Annotated in this window: 28 protein-coding genes; 11 read left to right on the forward strand and 17 right to left on the reverse strand. The window is 63.5% G+C overall.

Annotated elements, in window-relative coordinates:
- Nucleotides 1-125: 125 nt before the first annotated feature.
- A complete protein-coding gene (locus tag M2281_RS02455) occupies nucleotides 126-458 on the forward strand; it encodes a hypothetical protein (RefSeq protein ID WP_280819502.1) in 333 nt (110 codons plus the stop codon).
- Nucleotides 459-620: 162 nt separating this feature from the next.
- Here M2281_RS02455 and hdaA read toward each other — a convergent pair whose 3' ends face one another.
- Genes hdaA through M2281_RS02470 form a run of 3 tightly spaced genes read right to left on the reverse strand, consistent with a single transcriptional unit; the run spans nucleotide 621 to nucleotide 3033 of the window.
- Nucleotides 621-1322, reverse strand: a complete 702-nt coding sequence (gene hdaA / locus M2281_RS02460; RefSeq protein WP_280819503.1) for a DnaA regulatory inactivator HdaA — start codon at nucleotides 1320-1322, stop codon at nucleotides 621-623.
- 12 nt (nucleotides 1323-1334) lie between these two features.
- Nucleotides 1335-2504, reverse strand: a complete 1170-nt coding sequence (locus M2281_RS02465) for an AI-2E family transporter (RefSeq protein WP_280819504.1) — start codon at nucleotides 2502-2504, stop codon at nucleotides 1335-1337.
- Nucleotides 2476-3033, reverse strand: a complete 558-nt coding sequence (locus tag M2281_RS02470) for a CDP-alcohol phosphatidyltransferase family protein (protein ID WP_280819505.1) — start codon at nucleotides 3031-3033, stop codon at nucleotides 2476-2478. Before M2281_RS02470 ends, M2281_RS02465 begins: the two co-directional genes overlap by 29 nt.
- 226 nt (nucleotides 3034-3259) lie before the next feature.
- Between M2281_RS02470 and purM the strand changes: the two genes are divergently transcribed.
- The 3 genes from purM to M2281_RS02485 are packed head-to-tail and all read left to right on the forward strand — an operon-like array spanning nucleotide 3260 to nucleotide 5591.
- A complete protein-coding gene (gene purM, locus M2281_RS02475) occupies nucleotides 3260-4324 on the forward strand; it encodes a phosphoribosylformylglycinamidine cyclo-ligase (protein ID WP_280819506.1) in 1065 nt (354 codons plus the stop codon).
- Nucleotides 4321-5028 carry a phosphoribosylglycinamide formyltransferase gene (gene purN, locus M2281_RS02480; protein WP_280819507.1) on the forward strand — a complete coding sequence of 236 codons (708 nt, stop codon included), beginning with the start codon at nucleotides 4321-4323 and terminating at the stop codon, nucleotides 5026-5028. The genes purM and purN overlap by 4 nt, the downstream gene beginning before the upstream one ends.
- Nucleotides 5029-5072: 44 nt before the next feature.
- Nucleotides 5073-5591, forward strand: coding sequence for a SixA phosphatase family protein (locus M2281_RS02485; protein ID WP_280819509.1), 519 nt, complete (start codon nucleotides 5073-5075; stop codon nucleotides 5589-5591).
- Nucleotides 5592-5598: 7 nt separating this feature from the next.
- On the opposite strand, the gene M2281_RS02490 is transcribed toward M2281_RS02485, so the two are convergent.
- Both M2281_RS02490 and M2281_RS02495 read right to left on the reverse strand, forming a co-directional pair.
- On the reverse strand, nucleotides 5599-6498 hold the full coding sequence (locus tag M2281_RS02490; RefSeq protein ID WP_280819510.1) for a cation diffusion facilitator family transporter: 900 nt from the start codon (nucleotides 6496-6498) through the stop codon (nucleotides 5599-5601).
- A 72-nt stretch (nucleotides 6499-6570) separates the two neighbouring features.
- Entirely contained in the window at nucleotides 6571-7488 is a 918-nt protein-coding gene (locus M2281_RS02495) for a LysR substrate-binding domain-containing protein (protein WP_280819511.1), read from the reverse strand.
- 96 nt (nucleotides 7489-7584) lie between these two features.
- Between M2281_RS02495 and M2281_RS02500 the strand changes: the two genes are divergently transcribed.
- Nucleotides 7585-8307, forward strand: a complete 723-nt coding sequence (locus M2281_RS02500; RefSeq protein WP_280819512.1) for a glutathione S-transferase family protein — start codon at nucleotides 7585-7587, stop codon at nucleotides 8305-8307.
- 89 nt (nucleotides 8308-8396) lie between these two features.
- Here M2281_RS02500 and M2281_RS02505 read toward each other — a convergent pair whose 3' ends face one another.
- Nucleotides 8397-10502 (reverse strand): molybdopterin-containing oxidoreductase family protein, encoded by a 2106-nt coding sequence (locus M2281_RS02505; RefSeq protein ID WP_280819513.1) that lies wholly within the window; start codon nucleotides 10500-10502, stop codon nucleotides 8397-8399.
- 112 nt (nucleotides 10503-10614) lie between these two features.
- Between M2281_RS02505 and M2281_RS02510 the strand changes: the two genes are divergently transcribed.
- The 3 genes from M2281_RS02510 (at nucleotide 10615) to M2281_RS02520 (ending at nucleotide 11918) form a co-directional block, all read left to right on the forward strand.
- Entirely contained in the window at nucleotides 10615-10944 is a 330-nt protein-coding gene (locus M2281_RS02510) for an ArsR/SmtB family transcription factor (RefSeq protein ID WP_280819514.1), read from the forward strand.
- Nucleotides 10941-11405 carry an SRPBCC family protein gene (locus M2281_RS02515; protein WP_280819516.1) on the forward strand — a complete coding sequence of 155 codons (465 nt, stop codon included), beginning with the start codon at nucleotides 10941-10943 and terminating at the stop codon, nucleotides 11403-11405. The genes M2281_RS02510 and M2281_RS02515 overlap by 4 nt, the downstream gene beginning before the upstream one ends.
- A 93-nt stretch (nucleotides 11406-11498) precedes the next feature.
- Nucleotides 11499-11918 carry a GFA family protein gene (locus tag M2281_RS02520; protein ID WP_280819517.1) on the forward strand — a complete coding sequence of 140 codons (420 nt, stop codon included), beginning with the start codon at nucleotides 11499-11501 and terminating at the stop codon, nucleotides 11916-11918.
- Nucleotides 11919-12024: 106 nt separating this feature from the next.
- On the opposite strand, the gene M2281_RS02525 is transcribed toward M2281_RS02520, so the two are convergent.
- Together M2281_RS02525 and M2281_RS02530 are read right to left on the reverse strand one after the other, a co-directional pair.
- Nucleotides 12025-13902, reverse strand: coding sequence for an ABC-F family ATP-binding cassette domain-containing protein (locus M2281_RS02525; RefSeq protein WP_280819518.1), 1878 nt, complete (start codon nucleotides 13900-13902; stop codon nucleotides 12025-12027).
- A gap of 61 nt (nucleotides 13903-13963) precedes the next feature.
- Nucleotides 13964-14476, reverse strand: a complete 513-nt coding sequence (locus M2281_RS02530; RefSeq protein ID WP_280819519.1) for a DinB family protein — start codon at nucleotides 14474-14476, stop codon at nucleotides 13964-13966.
- Nucleotides 14477-14542: 66 nt separating this feature from the next.
- Here M2281_RS02530 and M2281_RS02535 point away from each other — a divergent pair, with 66 nt between their 5' ends.
- Both M2281_RS02535 and ndk read left to right on the forward strand, forming a co-directional pair.
- Nucleotides 14543-15241 (forward strand): glutathione S-transferase family protein, encoded by a 699-nt coding sequence (locus M2281_RS02535; RefSeq protein WP_280819520.1) that lies wholly within the window; start codon nucleotides 14543-14545, stop codon nucleotides 15239-15241.
- A 182-nt stretch (nucleotides 15242-15423) separates the two neighbouring features.
- The gene (gene ndk, locus M2281_RS02540; RefSeq protein WP_280819521.1) at nucleotides 15424-15846 is read left to right on the forward strand and encodes a nucleoside-diphosphate kinase; all 423 of its coding nucleotides are present in this window, start codon (nucleotides 15424-15426) and stop codon (nucleotides 15844-15846) included.
- A 101-nt stretch (nucleotides 15847-15947) separates the two neighbouring features.
- Here the strand turns inward: ndk and M2281_RS02545 are convergent, their stop codons facing one another.
- The 6 genes from M2281_RS02545 to M2281_RS02570 all read right to left on the reverse strand — a co-directional run bounded on the left by M2281_RS02545 (nucleotide 15948) and on the right by M2281_RS02570 (nucleotide 21144).
- Nucleotides 15948-16745, reverse strand: a complete 798-nt coding sequence (locus M2281_RS02545) for an META domain-containing protein (RefSeq protein WP_280819522.1) — start codon at nucleotides 16743-16745, stop codon at nucleotides 15948-15950.
- 117 nt (nucleotides 16746-16862) lie between these two features.
- A complete protein-coding gene (locus tag M2281_RS02550) occupies nucleotides 16863-17333 on the reverse strand; it encodes a molybdenum cofactor biosynthesis protein MoaE (RefSeq protein ID WP_280819523.1) in 471 nt (156 codons plus the stop codon).
- Between the two features lie 5 nt (nucleotides 17334-17338).
- On the reverse strand, nucleotides 17339-17605 hold the full coding sequence (gene moaD, locus M2281_RS02555; RefSeq protein ID WP_280819524.1) for a molybdopterin converting factor subunit 1: 267 nt from the start codon (nucleotides 17603-17605) through the stop codon (nucleotides 17339-17341).
- Nucleotides 17602-18192, reverse strand: coding sequence for a CDP-diacylglycerol--glycerol-3-phosphate 3-phosphatidyltransferase (gene pgsA, locus M2281_RS02560; RefSeq protein ID WP_280819525.1), 591 nt, complete (start codon nucleotides 18190-18192; stop codon nucleotides 17602-17604). Before pgsA ends, moaD begins: the two co-directional genes overlap by 4 nt.
- Before the next feature lie 124 nt (nucleotides 18193-18316).
- Nucleotides 18317-20383, reverse strand: coding sequence for an excinuclease ABC subunit UvrC (gene uvrC, locus M2281_RS02565; protein ID WP_425537656.1), 2067 nt, complete (start codon nucleotides 20381-20383; stop codon nucleotides 18317-18319).
- Nucleotides 20380-21144, reverse strand: coding sequence for an SDR family oxidoreductase (locus M2281_RS02570; protein ID WP_280819526.1), 765 nt, complete (start codon nucleotides 21142-21144; stop codon nucleotides 20380-20382). Before M2281_RS02570 ends, uvrC begins: the two co-directional genes overlap by 4 nt.
- 405 nt (nucleotides 21145-21549) lie before the next feature.
- On the opposite strand from M2281_RS02570, the gene M2281_RS02575 reads away from it, so the two are divergent.
- The gene (locus M2281_RS02575) at nucleotides 21550-22218 is read left to right on the forward strand and encodes an outer membrane protein (protein ID WP_280819527.1); all 669 of its coding nucleotides are present in this window, start codon (nucleotides 21550-21552) and stop codon (nucleotides 22216-22218) included.
- A gap of 68 nt (nucleotides 22219-22286) precedes the next feature.
- Here M2281_RS02575 and M2281_RS02580 read toward each other — a convergent pair whose 3' ends face one another.
- From M2281_RS02580 to M2281_RS02590, 3 genes are all read right to left on the reverse strand, one after another.
- Entirely contained in the window at nucleotides 22287-22883 is a 597-nt protein-coding gene (locus M2281_RS02580) for a glutathione S-transferase (RefSeq protein ID WP_280819528.1), read from the reverse strand.
- Nucleotides 22884-23000: 117 nt separating this feature from the next.
- Nucleotides 23001-23729 (reverse strand): ribonuclease T2, encoded by a 729-nt coding sequence (locus M2281_RS02585; RefSeq protein WP_280819529.1) that lies wholly within the window; start codon nucleotides 23727-23729, stop codon nucleotides 23001-23003.
- A gap of 16 nt (nucleotides 23730-23745) precedes the next feature.
- Nucleotides 23746-24195 carry a hypothetical protein gene (locus M2281_RS02590; protein WP_280819530.1) on the reverse strand — a complete coding sequence of 150 codons (450 nt, stop codon included), beginning with the start codon at nucleotides 24193-24195 and terminating at the stop codon, nucleotides 23746-23748.
- Nucleotides 24196-24234: the final 39 nt, after the last annotated feature.

Raw genomic sequence — 24234 nt, forward strand, 5'->3', positions numbered from 1 at the left:
CAAGGAAGGTATTGCGAAACAATTCTTGGCATGATCGGCATTATTGCGGGTTTGATGTTATCGCAGATGGCAGATGAAACACGGGCGCGGCCTGCGCCCCGTCCGGTCAAGCAAGGGAGTATTTGATGATTATCCGTTCGTGGCGTGCCGTTGCTGGCTCTGACGAGGTGCTGGAGGCTTACGCAACACACCTCAAAACGACGACATTCGTGGAGATGGCCGAACTTCCAGGCCACCTCGGGGCCACCCTCGCCCGCAGGGTGAGGGGCACTGATAACGAACTGGTCGTGATGAGCTTCTGGGCTGATATGGATGCCGCCGCCCACTTCATCAAAGGCGATTTCGATGATGCTGTGGTTAAGCCTAGCACGCAGAATCTGCTGCAATCCTTCGATCTGAAGGTTGAGTATTTCGAGACATTGATTTCAACCGGCGTGGTGGGCGGGCACGACCTCTAACAGTCTACCCGTTTAGATCGTTGCGGGCTGGCGCGGGGTCTATATCATGCTCGAAGGGGCTGTGGCTGCACTGGCTGGCCTCCTGTTCGTCGCGCTATCGATCAAGATCGACGTAATCCGCCTCGCGCGGATCCGGCAGCGCCTAAAGGGCCAAGGCCGCCGCTAAAGATCGAACTCGGCCTGCCCCTCATCGAGGGCGTTCAGCACCTCCGCGGCGAGCGCGCGGGTGATGCGCGTCTTCTGTTCCAGCGCTGCCCGGTCGAGCCGGTCGACCACGCCGATCGCCGTCGACAGCGAACGCTCGATGCGCCGGACCAGATATTGCACCACGGCCGGGTCCACCTCGATCTGGCGGTCGGCGAAAAGCTTGGTAATCACGCCGGCCAAGAGCAGGTCGTCGGGCTCGTCGATCTCGATCGTTGCCGCGGCCTTCAGGCGGGAGGCGAGGTCCGGCAAGGTCACACCCCAGGTGCTGGGGAAACGACGCGCGGTGAGCAGCAGCGTCGAGCCGGCGCCGCGAACCTGGTTGATCAGATGGAACAGCCCGTTCTGGTCGAGCACGCCGGCATCGGCGTCGTCGATCACCACCGGTTGCGCGACGTCGCGCGCGCCCAGATGCGCCTCAACGTCTGAGGCAACGAGCGGCAGTGCGCCGGACATGTCGCGCCAGATGGTTGCCAGATGCGACTTGCCGGAGCCGGCAGGGCCGGCGAGCACGACGACGGGCGCCGGCCAGTCGGGCCAGCGGTCGACGAGAGCCACGGCCTGCTCGTTGGCCCGTGACTCCACGAGATCGTCGCGGGAATAGCCAGGTGTATGGCCGAGATCGAGCGGCAGCTGGCGCGGTTTTTCCGTTTCGGCCATGAGTCTACAAATTCAATTGCTTGTGTTCTTGTCGCCCTTGGCTCGCGATGGCGTCGCCTCGGATGCCTCGCTATGCCCCTTGTAGAGCGGCGATTCCAGATAGCGCGAAATTGCGAAGCGCACCAGCACCGCGACAGCCGCAGCCGCCGGCACGGCGATGAGCAGGCCGACGAAGCCGAACAGCGCGCCGAAGGCAAACAGCGCAAACATCAGCCACACCGGGTGCAGCCCTACGCTCTTGCCGACGAGGCGTGGCTGCAGGATATTGCCCTCGATGAACTGGCCGGTGAAGAACACGCAGGCCACGGCCACCACCATGATCCAGTCCGGCCAGAACTGGACGAAGGCAAGCCCCACCGAGAGCACAAGCCCAACCAGAGAGCCGACATAGGGAATGAAGCTGATCAGGCCTGCGAACAGGCCGATCAGCACGCCGAACTTCAGGCCGGTCAGCGTCAGGCCGGCGGCGTAGATCAGACCGAGAATGAGGCAGAGTGTGCCCTGCCCGCGCACGAAACCGGCCGTGGCGACGTTGATTTCGGAGGCGAGCTGGCGAACCGTGTCGACATAGTCGCGCGGCACCCAGCTGTCGATGGTGGCGATCATGCGGTCCCAGTCGAGCAGCATGTAGAAGGCCACCACCGGGGTGACCACGAACAGGCTGGCGATGGAAAACAGCGCCACGCCCGAACTCCAGATCGACTGGAAAACCGTCGTCAGGAAGCTGAACCCCGTGGTCACAAGCGTGTTCAGGCCCTCGCGCAAGCTGTCGGCGTTCACTCCGAAGCGCTGCTCGATCCATTTGGGATCGTAGCTGGTGATCAGCCCCTGCAGCCGGGTCAGGTATTCGGGCAGCTTGGCGATGAAATCGGAGAGCTGCGAGGCCAGAATTGGAATCAGGATAACGAGGCCCAGCACGAGCACAATGAGGAAGGCGATCAGGATAAGGACCGTCGCCATGATGCGCGACAGGCCGAGCCGTTGCAGGCGGTCGGCCACCGGGTCGAGGAAATAGGCAAGCACCATGCCGGCCACAAAGGGCAGCAGGATGCTGCTGAACAGGTAGATGAACAGCGCCAGCCCCACCGCCGCAATGATCCAGAAACGGATCTGCCGACGGAAAGCGGCCGTCATCTCTTCCTGTTGCGTCACTTCAATTGTGTGGAGTTTCGCTTTCGCCATATCCGTTCATGTGCCTAAGCCATTCAACGAGATAGGCTGCGGCGGAAGTGACGGTCAAGAGCCCGGACAGCAATATCAACCCCATGCGGACGGAACCGTGGTGGGTCTGGAAGGCAAGTTCGGCGAGCACGAAGGCTGCCAGCACGATCTGGACGGCGGTATTGGCCTTGGAAACGAACAGCGGCTTCATCGCCACGGGGTTACCGATAACCGTGGAGAGCACCACGGCACAGATGATCAGCGCATCGCGCGACACCGCCGCGATGACCAGCCAGAGCGGCAGCTCGCCCATGATGCCGAGCATGACGAAGACGCTGACGAGCAGCAGCTTGTCGGCCATGGGGTCGAGATAGGAGCCAAGAACCGAGCGCTGGTTGAAATGCCGTGCCACGAAGCCGTCGATCGCATCCGATATACCCGCGATCAGGAAGCCGGCAAAAGCCCAATCCGTGCGGCCGATGAGCAGGGCATAGATCACGCCCGGCACCAGCAGGAACCGCAGAATCGTGATCATGTTGGCGATCGTCACGACGTCGTTGTCTCCCTCTCGTTGCTGGATACATGGTCGAGACTACCGCCGGCTGCAAGATGCCAGCGAATGCCATCGTGCTCTCCACCAATTTCGGCCGCAAAATCGTGGCTGTCTTGCCGCTCTTCTTGCGGCTCCGGGCGTATCATGCGAAGAGCCGGGCTATATCTTATCTATGCAGTCGCGCGGCTGCGCGCCTGAACGGCAGAGACCAAAAGGAATGGCCATGAGCGAGCAGAAGAACGGGCTCACCTATGCGCAGGCGGGCGTCGACATCGATGCCGGAAACCTGATGGTCGAGAAAATAAAGCCGCTGGTGCGGTCCACCCGCCGCCCGGGCGCAGACGGCGAGATCGGCGGCTTCGGCGGCCTGTTCGACCTCAAGGCGGCCGGCTTCACCGACCCGGTGCTGGTGGCGGCCAATGACGGCGTCGGCACCAAGCTGAAGATCGCCATCGAAGCCGGCAAGCACGACACCATCGGCATCGACCTTGTCGCCATGTGCGTCAACGACCTCGTGGTGCAGGGTGCGGAGCCGCTTTTCTTCCTCGACTATTTCGCCACCGGCAAGCTCGACCCCGAACAGGGCGCGGCAATCGTCGGCGGCATCGCCGAGGGCTGCCGGCAGGCCGGCTGCGCGCTGATCGGCGGCGAGACGGCTGAAATGCCCGGCATGTATCAGGAAAAGGACTATGACCTTGCCGGTTTTGCCGTTGGCGCGGCCGAGCGCGGCCAGCTCCTGCCCACCGACGACATCGTCGAGGGCGACGTGCTGCTTGGCCTCTCCTCCTCCGGCGTCCATTCCAACGGCTTTTCGCTGGTGCGCCGCATCGTGGCGGCGAGCGGCCTCGACTGGAACGACCCCGCCCCCTTCGCCGACGACCAGACGCTGGCCGAAGCGCTGCTCGAGCCGACGCGCATCTATGTGAAGTCGGTGCTGCGCGCCATCCGCAACACACATGGCATCAAGGCGCTGGCGCACATCACGGGCGGCGGCTTCCCCGACAACATCCCGCGCGTGCTGCCGGCCGATTTCTCGGCCGAACTCGACCTCGACGCGATCGATGTGCCGCCGGTGTTCTCGTGGCTCGCCAAGACGGGCGGCGTGGAAGCCAATGAAATGATGCGCACCTTCAACTGCGGCATCGGCATGGTCATGGTGGTCGCCTCCGGCCAGGCCGCACAAGTAGCGGCAGTGCTGCAGGAAGCCGGCGAGACGGTGGAGCCGATCGGCCGCATCGTGCCGCGCCGCGACGCCGGCGTCATCTATCGCGGAACCATCGCGCTATGACCCAGGCCAGCAAGCGCACGGTCATCCTCATCTCCGGTCGCGGCTCCAACATGGCCGCGCTGATCGACGCCGCAGACGACAGCGCCTTTCCGGCCGAGATCGTCGGGGTCATCTCCGACAAGGCCGGGGCGGGAGGGCTTGGCCTTGCGGCCAGCAAGGGCATCGCCACGCGCGTCGTCTCGCGCGGCGATTTTCCGAGCAAGGAAGAGCATGACGCGGCGATCGATGCCACACTTGTCGAGCTCGGCGCCGAGATCGTCTGCCTTGCGGGCTATATGCGACTGCTGACCACGGGCCTGGTCGAAAAGTGGCAGGGCCGGATGATCAACATCCACCCTGCCCTGCTGCCTCTGCTCAAGGGGCTGGACACCCACCAGCGTGCGCTGGACGCCGGGCTTCGCATCCACGGCTGCACCGTGCATTTCGTGACGGCTGCGATGGATGACGGCCCGATCATCGCGCAGTCGGCAGTGCCGGTGCTGATCGACGACGACGAGAGAACGCTGTCGGCCCGCGTGCTGGGTGCCGAGCACGCGCTCTACCCCATGGCCCTGCGCCTGGTGGCCGAAGGCAAGGCCCGCATGGAAGGCGGTCGGACCGTTTTCGCCGACTTCGAATCGCCCAGCCACAACGGCCTCGTCACCTCCCCCGGTCCTTCGAGCGAACCGGTCGACCTCGAAGCGCTGGCCCGCTTCACGCCGTAGGACGCTGCCCTAACTTACCAGAGGTTGCGAGACCGGAGGGTCGCATGCGGAAGGAACTGCTTCTCCTGCGTCATGCCAAGTCGAGTTGGGACAATCCCCAGCTCCAGGATTACGACCGGCCACTGGCGCCGCGCGGCCGCCAAGCCGCGCCCCTGATCGGACAAGCCATCGAGGCACGCGGCTGGCACCCGCTGATGGCGCTGATTTCATCTTCGGCGCGGACCCGCGAGACATGGCAGCTGGTTTCGGCCGGCCTCAAGCACGCCCCCAGTCCGACTTTTCGCGACTCGCTCTACGAGGCCTCGGCGGAGCAGTTGCTGGCAGAGGTGCATCGAACGCCTGAAATCGTCAGTACGCTCCTCCTGCTCGGTCACAATCCAGGGCTGGAAGATTTTGCTACGCGGCTGGCGGGCAACGGCTCGGATGAAACGGCGATAAAGCAGTTGCGGAAAAAATTCCCGACCGCAGGCCTTGCCCGGCTGGAGTTCACCGGGCGCTGGGACGAACTGCAATTCGGCGGCGCGCGCCTGCTCGAATGCTTGCGGCCGAAGGACCTGGCCTGACCCGCGATCAGTGGATTGTCACGGTCTCGGCTGACAGGCAGCTCTCGCGTTCCATTTGCAGCGTGGTGTGATGCAGGTCGAATTTCTCCTGCAATATCGCCGCTATGGCGATCCGCACCACCTCCGGATCCGCCCCATTCGCCAGCACCGCATGCGCGGTGAGCGAAGGCTTGCTTTGCGTGATGGCCCAAAGATGCAGGTCGTGCACGGAAGCAACGCCCGGCACGGCGACGATTGCCGCTTCCACATCCGACAGGACCATGCCCGGCGGAACCCCTTCGAGCAGGATGTGCAGGGACTCCTTGAGCAGCCTCCAGGTGCGCGGGAAGATGATGAAGCCGATGCCCACCGCAACCAGCGAGTCGACCCAAAGCCAGCCAGTCAGCCAGATGACCGCACCGCCGAGGATGACGCCCAGCGATCCGAGCATATCGGCCCAGACCTCCAGATAGGCGCCCTTCACATTGAGGCTTTCGTCCTTGTGGCTCTTTAGCAGCCGCATAGATGCCAGGTTGACCACCAGCCCGACGACCGCGATGGCCAGCATGCCGAGCGAGGCGATCTGCTCCGGCGCGAACAGGCGCGCATAGGCCTCGTAGAGGATGTAGAAGGCGACGCCCAGCAGGAGCAGCGCGTTGAAAGCAGCCGCCAATATCTCGAAGCGGGCATAGCCATAGGTGCGCAAGAGATCGGCCGGACGGCGGCCGAGATGGATGGCCAGAAGTGCTATCGCCAGCGACATCGTGTCGGTCAGCATGCGCATGGCGTCGGAAATCAGCGCCAGGCTGCCGGTGACGAAGCCGCCGATCAGCTCGACCAGGAAATAGAAGCCGGTCAGCCCCAGTGCCATCCACAGGCGCGACGCGGGCGTGCTTTTGATGTCGCCATGCTGGTGCTCGCCGCTCATCGCAATCTCCCAATCGCCTCCAAGGCCACGCTAGACCCATATGGGCGATGATTGGAGGGCCGATGCCCGCCCTCAACCAGCCATCCACCCCGCCGCATGGACATCAGCCGCCTCCTTCTGCAGCAGAAAATCGATCACCGCACGCACGGCGGGAAGCTGCCCGCGCTTGTGCGGCGTAAGAATCGTTGTCGTGACGCTGCCCGCCGTCCAGCCCGGCAGCACCCGCGCCAGCCGCCCCTGCTTCACCACCTCGGCCGAGACCAGTTCCGGCAGGCAGACGATGCCGAGACCTGCTTCCGCCGCCTTCAGCAACGGAACGGATTCATCGGCAAAAAGCCGCGGCTGCGGCGCGACCTCCACGGCGCGACCGCCACCGTCGCTCAACCGCCAGACCTTCGCCGTCATCGTACTCATCAGGCCGTCGTGCCCGGCAAGTTCATCCGGCGTCGCCGGTTCGCGATGCTCGGCGAGATAGGCGGGTGCCGCCACCAGCGTTATCGGCTCCTCGCTCATCCGCCGCTGGACGAGTTCGGAATCCGGCAGCGGCGCGAAATGGCTGCGCAGCGCGATGTCAAAGCCCTCCTGCACCAGATCGACGAAACGGTCGGTGACATGCAGCTGAATGAGCAATTTCGGATACTGCCGCGCCAGCAGGGGCAGCCGGTCCGCGAGACGAAACTGCGCGTTCGGCACCGAGGTCGTGATGCGCACGATGCCGCTCGGCTCCGCCAGGCGCCGATGCACGACGGCCTCGACCGCCTCGGCCTCGATCATCGCCGCCCGCGCATGATCGTAAACGTCACGCCCGACATCCGTCAGCGTGAAGTTGCGCGAGGTGCGGTGGATCAGTTGCGCGCCGAGTGCCTCTTCAAGAGCGGCGACGCGCTTGCTGACCGTCGATTTCGGGCAGCCGAGGCGCCGCGCGGCGGCGGTGAAACCGCCGCTTTCGACTGCCTGGGCGAAAAAATGAAGGTCGTTGAGGTTCAACATGAAAGTCTACTCACATGGACATTAAGTTTCAATTCACCCGTCTATAGGCCGAAAGTCCACGAAGCTATATCCGTTGCATCAACAATGGAGAACCAAATGAAACCTGAACCGATCCTCACCTCCGGCTTTCCGCTTGGCTCGTCGGCCGGGCTCGTTGCCGCCTTCGAATGGCTCGGCCAGCCCTACCGCCTCACCCGCGTGGACATGCTGGGCGAGATGCGCGAAGAGCCCTACAAACGCCTGAATGGCCGGGTGGAAACGCCCGCGCTGATAACCGAAGAGGGCCGCGTGCTTACCGAGACGATGGCGATCGCTCTTTGGCTGGAGGCGCGCGATCCCGAGCGCCGCATCAGCTTCGAACCGGGCACGCCGGAAGCGGACCGCATGCACCAGTTTATCGCCTTCCTCAACACCTCCTTCACCAGCGCGTTCGTCCCGTTATGGGTAGCGCTGGAGGCGGATGAGGTCACCGAGGAAGAGCGCGAGACGCTGCGCAAATTCGGCCGCAGCTTCGTCGCCAAGCGCCACGAACAGCTCGAGGCGATGATCGGCGACAGCCCCTATCTGGTGGGCGACAGGCCGACACTGGCGGACGCGGTTTTCGCCGGCGTGGCGCGCTGGGTGGAGTTCCACAAGGCGATCGACCCGCGTGACTATCCACGCATCCTGGCCCTGCGCCAGCGGATCGAGGCCGATCCGTCCTTCCGCTTCGCGGTTGCGATCGAAGACGGCAAGCCGGCCATCGGCAGCGGCGCGATGAAGGGGCTGACCCCGCTCGCCGACGTGCTGCGCGACATGGGCGCAGCCCTGGCGGCCTGATATCTCCGCCTCAATATGGATCGGGCGCCATCCGGGGATGGCGCCCAACCTGTTTCAATTGTGACCAAAACTGTGCTTGCGCTGCAAAGCTAGGCCGCCCGCACCCACACCTTGTTGTCGTGCACGGCAGCACCGCCATAGGGTGCGGGGGCGTCCGAGCCGGTCAGCACATTGATGCCCTCGCCGCGCTCATGCGCATAGTTCGACCAGATGCCCTCAGCGATCACCACGCCGCGCTTCAGGCCATCGAACAGCCGCGCATGCAGCACCACCTCGCCACGCTGGTTACCGACTTCGACACGGTCGCCGGTCGCAACGCCGAGTGCCGCAGCGTCTTCGGGGTGGATCAGCAGTTCCGGCCGCCCCTCCTTCTCGCGCGACACCGGTGTTTCGGCGAAGGTCGAGTTGAGGAAATTGCGCGCCGGCGATGTTGCGAGGCGGAACGGATGCTCGGCATCCGCCACCTCGATCAGCTCGACATGGTCGGGGAACTCCGGCAGCTGGTTCACCGGGCCGAATATGCCCATGCTCTTGGGCGGCTTGTTGGGCGCGATGCCGCCGTTCCATTGCGGCTTGAAGCGGAATTTGCCATCCGGATGCCCAAAGCCTTTCAGGAAATGCGCATCCTCGAATTCCGGCTGCAGGTCGACCCAGCGGCTTTCTTTCATGCCGTCGAAGTCACCCAGTCCGCGCTTGGCCAGCATGTGGTCGATGTGCTGGCGCTCGGTGAGGCCGAAGCCCGGCAGATGCGCCACGCCCAGCCGCTTGGCCAATTCCTCGATGACAAAATGGTTGGTGCGCGGCCCTTCCGGCGGATCGATCAGCTTGGGGCCGAGCGTGATATGCTGGTTGCCGCCGCCCTTGTAGATGTCGTCATGTTCGAGGAACATCGTTGCCGGCAGCACGACATCGGCGAGCCTGGCCGTATCGGTCATGAACTGCTCATGCACGCAAGCGAACAGGTCCTCGCGCATAAAGCCCTGCACCACCAGCCGCTGCTCGGGCGCGACATTGGCCGGATTGGTGTTCTGGATCAGCATCGCCGTCACCGGCGGCCCGCCATAGAGCGCGTCCTCGGCTCCGGTCAGCACCGGCCCGATGCGGGAATGGTCGAGATAGCGGACCTTCGGGTCGCGAAACTTCGTGCCTTCGAGCAGTTCGGCATTGAGCTTGTAGATGCCCGAATTGGAGTGGAAGGCGCCGCCGCCCTCATATTGCCAGGCGCCGGTGACCGCCGGGATCGACAGCGCCGCATGCATGTTGACCGAGCCGTTGCGCTGGCGCGAGAAGCCGTAACCGAGCCGGAAGAAGGTCTTTTTCGTGGTTCCAACCAGCCGGGCAAAAGTCTCGATCTCCTCGACCGACAGCCCGGTGATCGCCGCCGCCCATTCGGGCGTCTTCGTGGCAAGATGCGCCTCCAGCCCCTTCGGGTCGTCGGTGTATTTTTCGAGATAGTCGCGGTCGGCCAGCCCATCGCGGAACAGCACATGCATCACCGCGCAGGCGAATGCTCCGTCGGTGCCGGGCTTCAGCACCAGGCCCATGTCGGCCTGCTTCATGGTGGCATTTTCGTAGATGTCGATGACGACGATCTTGGCGCCGCGCTCCTTGCGAGCCTTCACCGCATGGGTCATGACATTGACCTGCGTGACCACGGCATTGGTGCCCCAGATCACCACGCAGTCCGACTTGAGGATCTCGCGTGGGTCGGAGCCGCGCAGGGCTCCGGTGCCCATCACATAGCCGGTCCAGGCAAGGTTGGTGCAGATCGAGCCGAAGAAGCCGGAATACTTTTTCGCATGGCGCAGCCGCTCGATGCCGTCGCGCTGCACCAGCCCCATCGTGCCGGCGTAGAAATAGGGCCAGACCGTCTCCGCGCCGTATTTTTCCTCCGCCGCGATAAACTTTTCGGCGACGAGATCGAGTGCCGCTTCCCAGCTCGCCTCCTTCCACTTCCCCTCGCCCTTGGCGCCGGCGCGCACCAGCGGCTTCATCAGCCGGTCGGGATGGTGAATGCGGTCGGCGTAGCGCGCGACCTTGGCGCAGATCACGCCGGCCGTATAGCTGTTGTCCTTGGCGCCATGGATGCGCCCGATGCGGTTGTTATCGAGAAGCTCGACATTGAGCGCGCAGGTGGACGGGCAGTCATGCGGGCAGGCCGAGTGGCCGATGCGGATCGAGGCGTGCTGGTTCATGCCGCCTGTTTAGCCCTATTTGCCCTCGCGGAATAGAGCCAGGCATCCGCTTCGACGGAGATCAAACCAATTAGTGTTGACTAATCGATGAGTATGCACTAATTGGTTTCCCATGATCGAAAGCGCACCCATCACGACCCTCATGCGTGCACTGGCCGACCCGACGAGGCGAGCCGTGTTCGAGCGGATCGTGTCCACCGATGAAATCACGGTGGCCGAACTCACCCGCGGCAGCGGCGTGACGCAGGGCGCGATCTCGCAGCACCTCAAGTCGCTGAAACAGGCCGGATTGGTGGCGGAACGCCCCGAAGGCCGCAACGTCTATTATCGCGCGGAGCCAGAAGGGCTGGCACCCCTGTTCGACTGGATGAGCCATTACGGCGTCTTCTGGCGCGACCGCTTCGCCGATCTCAGAACCCTGCTCAAGGAAATCGACCCATGACCGACATCAAGCTGAAATCCGGCACGCAAGACATCGTTGTGCAGGAGGTTTTTCCGCACGCGCCCGAGACGATCTGGAAAGCCTTGACCAACGGCGCGCTCATCGCCCGCTGGTTCATGGAGCCCTCAGGCTTCGAGCCCGTGGTGGGCAACCGCTTCACCTTCCACACCACTCCGGCCGGTCAGTGGGACGGCACCATCCGGTGCGAAGTGATCGAGGCAGTACCGAACCGGCGCTTCGCCTATTCCTGGAAGGGCGGGCACGATGGGAATGAGGGCTACGGCTCGTCACTCGATACGGTGGTGACCTGGGCGCTCGAACCCGCCGAGGCCGGAACGCGCGTAACGCTCACCCATGCCGGCTTCGAGATGCCGCGCAACGAGACCGCCTACCGCAACATGGGCGGTGGGTGGAAGAAGGTGGTGCCGAGGCTCGGCGCCATCGCAGACGACCTGAACTGAACATCGACACGGGCGGAATGACTGGCGACCGGGCAGCGATAACTGCCCGGCGAGCGATGGTTCGCGCCCTACGCAAACTGGAGGAGAACGGACATGACGAAAGCATATACAGGCGGCTGCGCCTGCGGTGCGATCCGCTACGAAGTGACGGCCGAGCCCATCGTGACCAGTGACTGCCAGTGCCGACAGTGCCAAAAGGATAGCGGCACCGGCCACGGCTCCTACCTCACCTTTCCGCGCCAAGCGGCCATAGTGCATGGCGAAGCCGGGAGCTTCGATCTCACCGGCGACCAGGGCATGGTGAAGCGCCGCGCCTTCTGCCAGACCTGCGGCACGCCGGTCTACATGCTGTTTCCCGACGTGCCGGACATCTTCGTGGTCAGGGCCGGCACGCTGGACGAGCCCGAGCGCTATCAACCGCAGATGGTGCTCTGGACAGAGGCCGCGCAGGACTGGGACAGGATCGATCCGGCGCTGCAAACTTTCGCCCGCATGCCGCCGGCGGCCGGATAGAGCATGATCCCGAAAAGTTGCTGGCTTTTCGAACGAGATCATTTTCCAAAACAATAGCTTAGAGCGAGATGACGTTTCAAGGAGACGTCATCCCGCTCTAGGGCAGCTACTCCGCCGTGCCTTCCTCATACTCCGCCGAAAGCGCCAGCCACTTGTCCTCGTGGCCGGCCAGGGTGGTGGTGAGTTGCGAGCGCTCCTTGGCGAGCCGCGTGGCGGTCGACGGATCCTTTTCGTAGATCGCTGGGTTGGCCAGTTCGTCCTCGATCAGGTCGATGCGCTTGCGGATGCGGTCCATCAGCGCCTCGGTGGCGCGGATTTCCTTGGCCACCGGCTCAAGTGCTGCACGGCGCGCGGCCGCCTCGCGGCGCCGGTCGGCCTTGGATGCCTTTTCCGCTTCGCGCTTCTCGCGGCGATCGCCAGATACGCCCGTCACCAGCGTCTTGTAGTCCTCGAGATCGCCATCATAGGGATTGACGGTGCCGTCCTTGACCAGCCAAAGCCGGTCGGCGGTCGCTTCGAGCAGATGGCGGTCGTGGCTGATCAGGATTACCGCGCCGGGAAAATCGTTCAGCGCCATGATCAACGCCTCGCGGCTGTCGATGTCGAGGTGGTTGGTCGGTTCGTCGAGGATGAACAGGTTCGGGCCGTCGAAGGCCGCGAGCCCCATCAAGAGCCGCGCCTTCTCGCCGCCGGAAAGATCCTTGGCAGGCGTATTCATCTTTTCCGTAGCAAGGCCGAACTGGGCGACACGCGCCCTCACCTTCGCCTCCGGCGCGTCCGGCATCAGCCGGCGCACATGCTCGTAGGCGTTTTCCTCAGGTCGCAGATCGTCGAGCTGATGCTGGGCGAAGATCGCGACCTTGAGCCCCGGCGCGATCGTCATCGAGCCGGATTCCGCCTTCAGGCGGCCGGACAGCAGCTTGGCGAAGGTGGACTTGCCGTTGCCGTTGGCGCCCAGCAGCGCGATGCGGTCGTCATTGTCGATGCGCAGGGTCATCTTGCGCAGGATCGGGCTGCCAGGCTGATAGCCGACATTGATGCCGTCCAGCGCCACGATTGGCGAGGCCACCGTTTTGACCGGCTCGGGGAAACTGAACGGACGGACATTGTCCTCGACCAGCGCCGCGATCGGCTTCATGCGCTCCAACGCCTTGATACGCGACTGCGCCTGCCTGGCCTTGGTGGCCTTGGCGCGGAAGCGGTCCACGAAGGACTGTAGGTGCTTGCGCGCCGCGTCCTGCTTCACGCGGTTCTTTTCCTGCAGTTCGCGCTGCTCGGCCAGCTGCCGCTCGAACTGGTCATAACCGCCGCGCCAGAAGGTGAGCTTCTTCTGGTCGAGATGGACGATGGAATTGACCGCGCGGTTGAGCAGGTCGCGATCGTGGCTGATCAGCAGAACCGTGTGCGGATATTTCGACACATAGTTCTCGAGCCACAGAGTGCCTTCGAGGTCGAGATAGTTGGTCGGTTCGTCGAGCAGCAAAAGATCAGGTTGCGAAAACAGCACCGCAGCGAGCGCCACGCGCATGCGCCAGCCACCCGAGAAGGACGAGGCCGGGCGCCTCTGCGCCGCATCGTCGAAGCCCAGACCTGCCAAAATTGTCGCGGCGCGCGCTTCGGCCGAATGCGCGTCGATGTCGGCGAGGCGCACATGGATTTCGGCGATGCGGTGCGGATCGGTTGCCGTCTTTTCCTCTTCCAGAAGTGCTGCGCGCTCGAGATCGGCCTTGAGCACGATCTCGATCAGCGGCTCCTCGGTGCCCGGCGCTTCCTGCGCCACCTGGCCGATGCGCAGGCTCCTGGGCAGACTGACCGAGCCCGTCTCGGTCGGCTGGTCGCCGGTGATCGCCCGAAACAGCGTCGTCTTGCCGGTGCCGTTGCGACCGACCAGACCCGCCTTCGTTCCCGCCGGCAGGGTGAGCGAAGCATGATCCAGAAGCAGGCGTCCAGCGACGCGAATGGAAAGGTCGTTGATAATAAGCATTGCGGGCTTTTGCACTGGACTCTTGCGGATCGCAAGGCCCACGGCTCCTGCTAGAGCGGCTTCAGGCGAAGGCGCGCCCTTCTTCGGTGCGCTGGAATGCGACCAGATCGAGCTGGACCGAAGGCTGGCCGAGCACCGTGAGGCCCATATGCGCCTGGCCGCGATGATGCGTCTGGTGGTTGAAGAAATGGGCCAGCGCCGGGGCAAGCCGCTGCGAGATCGTGCGCATGTCGGTGACCGTCATGTAGCTGAAGCGACCGGCCACCGCCTGGGCGCTGAGGCCGTCGATCCAGGCCAGGATCCGTGCGTCCTCCGCCTCGCGGGCCGCGTGGAGCTTTTCAAAGTTCTTGTACAGCACGGCGTCGAGCTGCGAGGGGGCATCGCCCTCGCCGGTAAAGCGCTTCATCCAGATCCGGTCGGCGACGAGAATGTGATTGAGCGTGCCCATCACTGACTTGAAGAAAGCGCCGGTGTCGCGAGCGAGATCCTCCTCGGTGAGCTTGGCGGCGGCATCGTAAATGCGCTGGTTGGCCCAAGCATTGTAGGCCGCAAACATCATGAAATGCTGTTTCATGGACTTCCCTTCGGAGCATGAACGACGGAATATGGCCCATACCTACCTGTTGCGGATTGAAGTGCAATGACCATTCTTCTCTACGATCTCGTCGGTCGCGACCCCACGCGCCCCTACAGCCCGCATTGCTGGAAGACGGCGATGTCGCTGGCCCACAAGGGGCTCGACTTCCGCAGCGTGCCGACGACCTTCACCGAGGTGCCCAAGGTCGAAGGCGGCTTCTCCAAGACTGTGCCCGTGATCCGCGACGGCGAAACGGTAGTGGCGGATTCGTTTGAGATCGCGCTCTATCTAGACGAAGCCTATCCGGACCGGCCGACGCTGTTCGGCGGCGAAGGCGGCAAGGCCATGGCCCGCTTCATAGAGCGCTGGTCGCAGCTGACGATCCATCCCTATCTCGGCGCTGCGGCGCTGATGGACATCTACGCCACCCAGGACAACGACAACCTCCCCTATTTCCGCGAGAGCCGCGAAGCGCGCTTCGGCAAGAAGCTGGAGGACGTGCCGGCCATCCGCGACACTGGACTTGCCGCCTTCCGCGCCTCGCTGGAGCCGCTGCGCAGCATGCTGGGCTACCAGCCCTTCATCGGCGGCAAGGGGCCGTTGTTCGCGGACTATATCGTCTTTGGCGCCTTCCAGTGGGTGCGCGTGACATCGCCCTACCCCTATCTTGCATCCAACGATCCCGTCGCGGAGTGGTTCGAGCGCTGCCTCGACCTGCATGGCGGGCTGGCGCGCAAGGTGACGGCCGCAGCGGCAGCCTGATCCCATCACCCTAGTGTGGCCGTTCGGCTTCAGATCGGGCGCCATCCGCTGAAAAATGCACGCGATGAACGCGCGGAGCCTCGGATTCCGCGCGCTGGGTGGGCGCCTGCCACTTGGCAATGAGGCGGACGCCCTGTATAGGGTCCGCCACCATCTCCACCCCATCTGCACAAGGAAATACCATGGCGATCGAACGCACGTTCTCGATGATCAAGCCGGATGCCACCCGCCGCAACCTGACCGGCGCCATCACCAAGATGCTCGAGGATGCCGGCCTGCGCGTCGTCGCTTCCCGCCGCGTCTGGATGAGCCGCCGCGAGGCCGAAGGCTTCTACGCCGTCCACAAGGAACGCCCCTTCTTCGGTGAGCTGGTCGAATCCATGTCGTCGGGCCCGACGATCGTTCAGGTTCTCGAAGGCGAGAACGCGATTGCCAAGAACCGCGAAGTGATGGGCGCCACCAACCCGGCCAGCGCCGACGAAGGCACCATCCGCAAGGTTCACGCCCTGTCGATCGGCGAAAACTCGGTGCATGGCTCGGACGCCGCTGAGACCGCTGCCCAGGAAATCAAGTACTGGTTCTCCGACACCGAGATCGTCGGCTAAAATCTTGATTCCGAATTCGGGTGCAAGTACCTGATTTCATTGAAAAGCCGGGGCGCAAGCTCCGGCTTTTTTCTTGCCCGTCGTTCAGCTAGCTGTGGATGTCAGCCCTGGCTGGCAAAGCGCAGCACGTCGCGCCCTTCATTGTCGGCGAGATAGAGCTTGCCCTCATCGATGCGGAAGCTGGCCGCCTTCTCAAGGGCCGAGAACAGCTTTTTCTCCTGATCCATCAGCGCGGGCGCACAGGCCATGAAGGTCGAACCGACGCCCTCCACCTTGATCGAGTTGCCCTCGACCGCCGCCTTGCCGAAGTAGCTGTTGCAGCCGCCGCGACCGCTTACCGAGCCGTCGCTGCTCACCTTGAAGGTCGATTGCGCATCGTCGATGACGCCCCTTCCCTCGATGTCCTCGGCCAGCCAGATGGTGTCGAAGATGCCGGCCGGCGGCTCGACACTTATCGACTTCTTGAGCATCGACTGGTCGCCGGACTTGCTGACCATCTTCAGCGTCAGCGTCTGCGGGCCAGCAGTCAGCGGCTCAAGCTGGTAGCGCTCGTCGTTCTCGAACCACAGCGCGTGATCGACGGTGATACTGGCCTCGAGCGCGTATTTCGTACCGGGCCGGATGACGATGGGATCGAAACTGACCTCGAACTTGATCGGCACCTGGCCGGCATTCGCAATGGTCTGCTGGCCGATGATGGTTCCCGGCGCGCCCGTGGGAGTTTCGTCCACCAGCTGGACTGTCAGCACCGCGTTCGGTGGCAGGGCAATGCGCTCTCGATACACGACTTCGCCGGCGATCACCTTCTCCTCCGCACGGGATTGAGTAGGCATCACCAGCGCCCCAACGATCAGCGGCGCGAACCCAAAAATTACGAACTCGGCAAGCTTGTCCAGCATGGTCCCTGTCCTCCGTTTCGTAACAGCAGTTGGACAGATGAATGCGGTCGTTCCATGTCGCAATGACGGTAAGTTTCCGACTGTAATTCGGCCGTACTTGCTATGGTTATTCGTTGGTTAACGTCGCCAGCGTGCCGCCGCTGCGTCGTCGGCCTCCTTGGCCTCGACCCAGCCACCTTCGGAGCCGTCGACGCGGTGCTCCTTCTTCCAGAAGGGCGCACGCGACTTCAGATAGTCCATCATGAAATTCGCCGCTTCGAAGGCGGCCTGCCGGTGAGCGGACGCAGCCACCACAAGGACGATGTTCTCGCCCGGCGCGATCCTGCCAAAGCGATGAATGGCGCTGAGCCCCTGCAGCGGCCAGCGCGCAACCGCCTCGGCCGCAATTCGCGAAATCTCGGCCTCGGCCATGCCGGGATAGTGTTCGAGCTCCAGCGCCGCCAGCTGCCCCGCCTCGTCGCGGCAAAGGCCGGTGAAGGTCACCACCGCGCCGATATCGGCGCGCCCGCGCGTCAGCCGCGAGATCTCGGCCTGAATGTCGAAATCCTCGCGCTGGATGCGCACGATGGGCGTGGCATGAACCGTCACGGCGGTCAGCCTCCGGTCATGGGCGGGAAGAGCGCGATCTCGCGCGCGCCCGCGATCCTCTCCCGGTGGTCCACATGCTCATGGTTGATCGCGACGCGGATCACCTCGGGATATTGCAGGGCGTTTTCATATTCCTCGCCCCGCCCCTTCAGCCAAAGCAACAAGTCGCGCACCGTTTCCACCTCAGTGGGCAGCGCAAGCTCTTCCTCGGGCCTGCCGATCCGCTCGCGGACCCAGGCGAAATAAACAAGTTTGGTCGGGTGCTCGGTCATTCGTCGATAATATGCTTCACGCCAGCGCGGAAATAGTCATAGCCGGTATAGAGGGTGACGATTGCCGAAATCCAGAGCAGCGTGATGCCCACCTGCGTCCAGTAAGGCACGATCTTGTCGCCCGCCGGCCCGAGCAGCAGGAAGCCGATGGCGATCATCTGGATCGTCGTCTTCCACTTGGCAAGCTGCGTCACCGGCACGCTGACCTTCAGCGCAGCCAGATATTCGCGCAGGCCCGAAACCAATATCTCGCGGCAGAGGATGATGATGGCGGCCCAGAGCGTCCAGCCGGCAATCGTGCGATCCGTGTCAGCAGCCAGAAGCAGCAGGCAGGTGGAAACCAAGAGCTTGTCGGCGATCGGGTCGAGCATACGGCCGATATTGGAGGTCTGCTGCCAAGCACGCGCCAGGTAACCGTCGAAATAGTCGGTGATGCTCGCCGCCAGAAACAGCGCAAGTGCTGACCAGCGGGCAAAGTCGCTCGACCGCAGCCGTCCTTCCAGGAAGAAGCACAGCACAATCAGCGGCACCGCAAGGATGCGCGCATAAGTCAGCATGTTGGGAAGGTTGAACGCGCGCTTGCCCATCTTATTTCCGCTACCAACCCTCTGGTTCGTGCCGCTTTCGGCATTCGTACTCAAATCAGATACCTCCCTAGGGGGTCAACCGATGGAAAGCGCTGGCCCATCGCTATTTTTAGCCCGCAAACGTTCAGCTCTCATGAAAGTGGTTGTAGACGGTTCGCGCAATAGACTCCGAGATGCCATCAACAGCCATCAGATCCTCCACCGCCGCGCGGCTCACCGCCTTGGCGGTGCCGAAGGCCAGCAGCAGCGCCCGTTTGCGGCCGGGCCCGATGCCGCTGATCTCGTCCAGCGGGTTGCGCGTCATCTCCTTCTTGCGGCGGGCGCGATGCGAGCCGATGGCGAAACGGTGCGCCTCGTCGCGCAGACGCTGCACAAAGTAGAGCACCGGATCGCGTACCGGCAAGGTGAACGACTCGCGCCCCTTGACGAAGAATCGCTCACGGCCGGCATCGCGGTCGACACCCTTGGCGACACCGATCGCCACTACCTTATCCTCCACGCCGAGATCGGCAAGAATCTGACGAACGGCCGTCATCTGCCCCTGCCCGCCGTCGATGAGGATCACGTCGGGCCAGGCGGGGAAGGCTCCGTCGTCGACCGAAGCGTCGGCCCCATCCTCGTCGCCATGCTCCTTGATCAGGCGCGAGAAGCGGCGGGTCATCACCTCGCGCATCATGCCGAAGTCGTCGCCGGGGGTGATGTCGGTCGAGCGGATATTGAACTTGCGGTACTGGTTCTTCACGAAACCTTCGGGCCCGCCGACGATCATGGCGCCCACCGCATTGGTACCCATGATGTGCGAGTTGTCGTAGACCTCGATGCGCACCGGCGGCTTTTCCAGCCCGAACGTCTCGACCATGCCTGCCAACAGCCGCGCCTGGGTGGAAGTCTCGGCCAGGCGGCGGCCCAGCGCCTCGCGCGCATTCTGTACAGCCTGGTCGACAATGTCCTTCTTCTCGCCGCGCTGCGGCACGGTAAGCGTCACCTTGTGGCCGGCGCGGGTGCCGAGCGCCTGGGTCAGCAGCTCATGCTCCTCGACATCGTGCGACAAAAGGATGAGCCGCGGGCACGGCTTGTCGTCATAGAACTGGGCCAGGAACGAGCCCATCACCTCGCCCGCTTCCATGGCCGGATCGGTCTTGGGGAAATAGGCGCGGTTGCCCCAGTTCTGGCCGGTGCGGAAGAAGAACACCTGGATGCAGACCTGTCCGCCCTCCTGATGGATGGCAAAGACGTCCGCCTCCTCGACCGATTGCGGATTGATGCCCTGGTGGCTCTGCACATGGCTCAGTGCGGCGAGACGATCGCGATAGATGGCCGCGCGCTCGAAATCGAGTTCTTCCGCGGCTTCCTGCATGGCGGTTGAGATCTCGGTCTTCACCTTCTGGCTGCGGCCGGAGAGGAAATCCTTGGCCTCGGTGACCAGCTCGGCATAGTCCTCCTTCGAAATCTCGCCCGTGCAGGGACCTGAGCAACGCTTGATCTGGTAAAGCAGGCAGGGGCGCGTCCGGGTTTCGAAGACCGAGTCCGTGCAGGTGCGCAGGAGGAAGGCGCGCTGCAGCGAATTGATGGTGCGGCCGACTGCGCCGGCCGAAGCGAAGGGCCCGAAATAGTCGCCCTTGCGCGAGCGCGCGCCGCGATGCTTGAAAATGCCGGGCGACGGGTGGTCGCCGGTCAGCATGATATATGGAAACGACTTGTCGTCGCGCAGCAGCACGTTGAAGCGCGGCCTGAGGCGCTTGATGAGGTTGGCCTCGAGCAGCAGCGCCTCAATCTCGGTGCGGGTGACGACGAATTCCATCGTCGCCGTCTCGCGCACCATCCGCCCGATGCGGTTGGTGTGGAAGCGGCCTTGCGCATATTGGGTCACGCGCTTCTTTAGATTGCGCGCCTTGCCGACATAGAGCACGTCGCCGGTGGCGTTCATCATGCGATAGACGCCGGGCGCATTCGGCAGCCGCTTCACCAGCTCCTGGATGACCTCCGCGCCGACCTTGCTCTCCGCGTCGTCGCCATTCTGGGTCCAGTCCAACGCGGTGAAGGAAGGCTCCGGGCCTTCCGGAACCTGCTCGGCTTCCGGGCCGTCGTCCTCCTCCACCTCATGACCGGGCATGTAGCCCGCGACATCGTCGCTGGCCCTGCCCGCCCGCGGGCGGTGAAGCGATTTGAGGTTCGGATCCGAGGGGTTCATTCCGCCATGCCTGTAACATCCGGCGTCTGCCATGCAAGATGCTGGCCGCCGTCGAGCGCAATCATCTGTCCGGTAACGGAGCGCGCATCCCATAGATAGCGAATTGTGGCGCCAAATTCCAAAAGTGCCGGGCCGCGCTTCAGAATAAGCCCGTCGACCTGAGCATCGAAGTCCGATTGCTGCTGGCGGCTGCTCGGCAGCGTCGGCCCCGGGCCGATGGCATTGACGCGAATGCGGGGCGCCAGCGCCTGCGCCATGGTCTGCGTCGCGTCCCAAAGGGTGGATTTGGACAGCGAATAGGAAAAGTAGCGCGGCGTCGGCTTCCACACGCGCTGGTCGACCATGTTCACGACCAGCCCTTCGGCCTCCTTCGGCAACGATTCGGCAAAGCGCCGGGTCAACAGCACGGGTGCCTTGACGTGGACGGCAAAGTGCCGGTCCCATGCCTGCCACTCGAAATCCGTCACCTCGTCGGGTTCGAAGACCGAGGCGTTGTTGACGAGCAGCGTGATGGGCCCAAGCGCTGCAGTTGCCTTGCGCACGAGCCCGTCAACGGCGCGCATGTCGGTCAGGTCGGCGACAACGACCGCCGCCTCGCCGCCGTTTGCGGCCACCGCCGCAGCGAGTTCTTCGCCTTCCGCGCGCGAGCGATTGCAGTGGATAGCCACCGCAAAGCCGTTCGCCGCGAGGTCCTCGACAATGGCCTTGCCGACCCGCTTTGCGCCGCCCGTGACGAGCGCCGTCTTTCCGGCTTTTCTCATCTGTCTACCTCTGAATTCGGCGTCCGATTCCGCTTTTTGCCCGACTTGGACGCCCGATAAGTTAATTCCCGTTCGTTCCTTTGACGGCAATGTGGCGACGGGCCTGCAAGATTCGCCCCAAATGGCGCCCCTTGCTCATGATCCGATTCAATATAGGCACCACAAGCCATTGAACCAAGAGGGTTTTTGCCCTCCGGACCCACCTCTCCTGACAAGAGTGTTGCGTACCCGCAACGTCACCGTTCTGCCTCATTGGTGCCAGCTAAAGACCCTATTTAAGGTACGCTCTGGCCGCATTTCGACCCGACATTGCATCCCGTAAGACAGCCCCGACGGGTCGTCTCCCAGACCTGCGGGAGTGTCTCCCACAGAAGCATTGAAGTGCTGTGGCTAAGGAGAGTAAAAATGGAAGCCAAATTGAAATTCGCGCGCCCTCTGGCGGCTGCGTTCGGGCTCATCGCCCTTGCTGGCGTTGTTCCCGCCAATGCGGCCGACGTGGTTAGGGAAGAGCCACCGGCACCTGCTGCCCCGATGGAGCAGCCCCCGCTCAACACCTGGGCCGGCCCCTATGCCGGTGTGTCCCTCGGCTACGGCTTCTCGGGCCGCGTCAAGGAAAACGACATCAACAACACCATCAACACCAGCGGCTTTGTCGGCGGCGGTTTTGCTGGCTACAACTTCCAGATGGACAACTTCGTCGCTGGCGTTGAAGGCGATGTCGGCTATGGCGGCCTGAAGGGCGACAATATGAACGCCACTGTGAAGGGCGGCCTCAACGGCTCGCTCCGTGCACGCCTCGGCTATGCCGTGAGCCCGGACATCATGCCCTACATCACCGCTGGTGGCGCTGCGCAGAGCGTGAAGCTTAGCGACGATGTCGGCTCCGACAAGCGCACGATGACCGGCTGGACCGCCGGCGTCGGCACCGACGTCAAGCTGACCGAGCAGGTCTTCGGCCGCGTTGAGTACCGCTACACCGACTACGGCAGCAAGAACTTCGACACCGGCGCTGGTGGCCGCGACGTCAGCGTTCGCGATCATCGCATCCAGTTCGGTCTGGGTATGAAGTTCTAAGTCATCCAACCTTGGGGACGGGACGGAAAGGCCGGGCGCTCGGTAGCGCCCGGCCTTTTCTTTGTGAATTAGGCCGGCAGATAAGGCGTCAACTCGGGGAATTTTTCGTCGAAGCGGACAGCCCAGCGCTTGAGCTTGGCGCGGCCGCGCTCCCACTGGCCGGCAAAGCGCAGGTCCAGATAGCCGATCGTTGCGCGCAGCGCGATCTGGCCGGCGCTGATCTTCTTCGGCAGCTTCGGCGGATTGGCGTTCAACAGATCGAGCGCACGCGAGGTCTTCGACCACTGCTTTTCCAGCCAGGGCGAATGCACTTTTTCTTCCGGTCGTGCGCGGCGCTCATAGACATGGGCGAGCAGGCAGTCGCAAATGCCGTCGGCCAGCGCCTCCAGCCGTTCCGCATCCAGGCGCTTTTCCGCATTGCGCGGAAACAGCCCGTTGCCGGAAAGCCGGTTCAGATATTGGGTGATGACGCGGCTGTCGAAAACCGTCTCGCCGTCGTCGGCGACCAGCACCGGAATCTTGCCGAGCGGGTTAGCGGCAAGTAGTTCCGCCGGCTCGGCGCCGGTATCGGTCGGCACGGCCTCCACCGGAATTCCGGCATAGGCTGCCGCCATGCGCACCTTGGCGCTGTAGGGCGAGGCGGACGAGTAGAGGACTTTCGGCATGGATACTCCCAGGAAAAATTGCGCCTGCTCGATGCAAACGACACGATGAAAATCTGACTAGAGCATGATTCCGAAAAGTTGCAGACTTTTCGGAATCATGCTCCAAAAACAAAAGCTTCAGCCGCCGCGCACCGGCGGCATCACCACCTTGGGCAGGCGGCAGGCGGCGCGGCGGTCGACCTCGTCGCAGGTCCTGAACGACAGGTCCTTGGTCATGCAGATGCGCACCTCGCGCAGGTAGCGGCGGTCGCAGGTCACCGCGATCCCGTCCTCGGGAATGCCCGGATTGTCGCGCAGGAAAGCGCGTTCGACGTCGTTCGGGTTGGGGGTGAGATAGTCCTGCAGGCGCCGGAACTCGGGCGGGATGTTCACCTTGTCCCGGGCGGCGCGCAGCACCTCGAAATACTGCCCCTGATCCAGTCCCGAGCAGGAGCCGTGCTTGCGCCATTCGTGTCCGACGAGGCCGATGGCGGGCATGATGTCGAGCATTGAGCGCGCAGCTTCGGTCGGCACGCGCGGCTGGTCTGTCGGGCAGTCCTGCGGATAGCCGCGTTCATATTGCGGCCACAGCCCATGCACCACGAAGGCATAGGGCCGCCCGCCCCGGCATTGCTGGCTGTTGTTCTCCTCGTCGCCCGCCTCGCAATAGCTTGGCGACCAGGAGAGCGAGAGCACGTAGAAATCGAAGCCGGAACCGATCGGCACCGTGGACGCCGCTGGCCCCTGCCCGCTGTTCTGCCCGCTATTGCCGGCGGGCTTGCATCCGGCAACGCACGCCAGCAGCAGGGCAAGGCCAAGCCCTGCCGCAATGCCAGCACGCTGGCGGCGATTGCGGACCCAGTTCATCGTTCCTACCGAAGCCTCAGCGCAACACGCGGCAGCGGCCGTCGTAGACGTACCAGCGGTCGAAGCCGGCGACGCAGAACTCGACATTGTCGCCGATGCTCGCGAAGCCCATCCCGCCTTCGATAACGTACCAGATGTCGTGCTGGGTTCCGTCGGTCAAGACAGCCTGTGCACCGCAATAGAGCCGCGGGATCGGCTGACGATAGGCGAGCGGCAGAAAGCGGTTCTCATGGATGTTCAGGAAGCTCGCTATCTCAACATCCGGCAGGCCGGGAACATGCCGCACCTGGTAGCGGAAGCGGTGGATGATCTTGTTGAGGAAGCGCGATTCGGCGCAGACGCTTATGACTGGCTGCGGCTGCGGCTCTTGCCAGAAAAGACCGCCAGCGTAGGAAAAGTTCGGTGCTGTGAAAAGTGAACCGGCCGCGACAACGGCCGTCATTACAAGACGAGCGATGCGGAACATTAGCCAACCTCGTGAATCATCGCAGGAAGCAATGCAACA

It is taken from the genome of Pseudaminobacter soli (ex Li et al. 2025), assembly GCF_029892515.1.
GTDB classification, from domain to species: Bacteria; Pseudomonadota; Alphaproteobacteria; order Rhizobiales; family Rhizobiaceae; genus Pseudaminobacter; species Pseudaminobacter soli_A.

Coding starts and splice junctions, on each gene's coding strand:
- pgsA (WP_280819525.1), bottom strand. CDS start 18,192: ATGGGCAAGCGCGCGTTCAACCTTCCCAACATGCTGACTTATGCGCGC.
- uvrC (WP_425537656.1), bottom strand. CDS start 20,383: ATGAACCCCTCGGATCCGAACCTCAAATCGCTTCACCGCCCGCGGGCG.
- M2281_RS02575 (WP_280819527.1), top strand. CDS start 21,550: ATGGAAGCCAAATTGAAATTCGCGCGCCCTCTGGCGGCTGCGTTCGGG.
- M2281_RS02505 (WP_280819513.1), bottom strand. CDS start 10,502: ATGAACCAGCACGCCTCGATCCGCATCGGCCACTCGGCCTGCCCGCAT.
- M2281_RS02510 (WP_280819514.1), top strand. CDS start 10,615: ATGATCGAAAGCGCACCCATCACGACCCTCATGCGTGCACTGGCCGAC.
- purN (WP_280819507.1), top strand. CDS start 4,321: ATGACCCAGGCCAGCAAGCGCACGGTCATCCTCATCTCCGGTCGCGGC.
- M2281_RS02500 (WP_280819512.1), top strand. CDS start 7,585: ATGAAACCTGAACCGATCCTCACCTCCGGCTTTCCGCTTGGCTCGTCG.
- M2281_RS02570 (WP_280819526.1), bottom strand. CDS start 21,144: ATGAGAAAAGCCGGAAAGACGGCGCTCGTCACGGGCGGCGCAAAGCGG.
- hdaA (WP_280819503.1), bottom strand. CDS start 1,322: ATGGCCGAAACGGAAAAACCGCGCCAGCTGCCGCTCGATCTCGGCCAT.
- M2281_RS02495 (WP_280819511.1), bottom strand. CDS start 7,488: ATGTTGAACCTCAACGACCTTCATTTTTTCGCCCAGGCAGTCGAAAGC.
- M2281_RS02545 (WP_280819522.1), bottom strand. CDS start 16,745: ATGCTGGACAAGCTTGCCGAGTTCGTAATTTTTGGGTTCGCGCCGCTG.
- ndk (WP_280819521.1), top strand. CDS start 15,424: ATGGCGATCGAACGCACGTTCTCGATGATCAAGCCGGATGCCACCCGC.
- M2281_RS02455 (WP_280819502.1), top strand. CDS start 126: ATGATTATCCGTTCGTGGCGTGCCGTTGCTGGCTCTGACGAGGTGCTG.
- M2281_RS02490 (WP_280819510.1), bottom strand. CDS start 6,498: ATGAGCGGCGAGCACCAGCATGGCGACATCAAAAGCACGCCCGCGTCG.
- moaD (WP_280819524.1), bottom strand. CDS start 17,605: ATGACCGAGCACCCGACCAAACTTGTTTATTTCGCCTGGGTCCGCGAG.
- M2281_RS02585 (WP_280819529.1), bottom strand. CDS start 23,729: ATGAACTGGGTCCGCAATCGCCGCCAGCGTGCTGGCATTGCGGCAGGG.
- M2281_RS02520 (WP_280819517.1), top strand. CDS start 11,499: ATGACGAAAGCATATACAGGCGGCTGCGCCTGCGGTGCGATCCGCTAC.
- M2281_RS02465 (WP_280819504.1), bottom strand. CDS start 2,504: ATGGCGAAAGCGAAACTCCACACAATTGAAGTGACGCAACAGGAAGAG.
- purM (WP_280819506.1), top strand. CDS start 3,260: ATGAGCGAGCAGAAGAACGGGCTCACCTATGCGCAGGCGGGCGTCGAC.
- M2281_RS02515 (WP_280819516.1), top strand. CDS start 10,941: ATGACCGACATCAAGCTGAAATCCGGCACGCAAGACATCGTTGTGCAG.
- M2281_RS02580 (WP_280819528.1), bottom strand. CDS start 22,883: ATGCCGAAAGTCCTCTACTCGTCCGCCTCGCCCTACAGCGCCAAGGTG.
- M2281_RS02535 (WP_280819520.1), top strand. CDS start 14,543: ATGACCATTCTTCTCTACGATCTCGTCGGTCGCGACCCCACGCGCCCC.
- M2281_RS02590 (WP_280819530.1), bottom strand. CDS start 24,195: ATGTTCCGCATCGCTCGTCTTGTAATGACGGCCGTTGTCGCGGCCGGT.
- M2281_RS02525 (WP_280819518.1), bottom strand. CDS start 13,902: ATGCTTATTATCAACGACCTTTCCATTCGCGTCGCTGGACGCCTGCTT.
- M2281_RS02530 (WP_280819519.1), bottom strand. CDS start 14,476: ATGAAACAGCATTTCATGATGTTTGCGGCCTACAATGCTTGGGCCAAC.
- M2281_RS02485 (WP_280819509.1), top strand. CDS start 5,073: ATGCGGAAGGAACTGCTTCTCCTGCGTCATGCCAAGTCGAGTTGGGAC.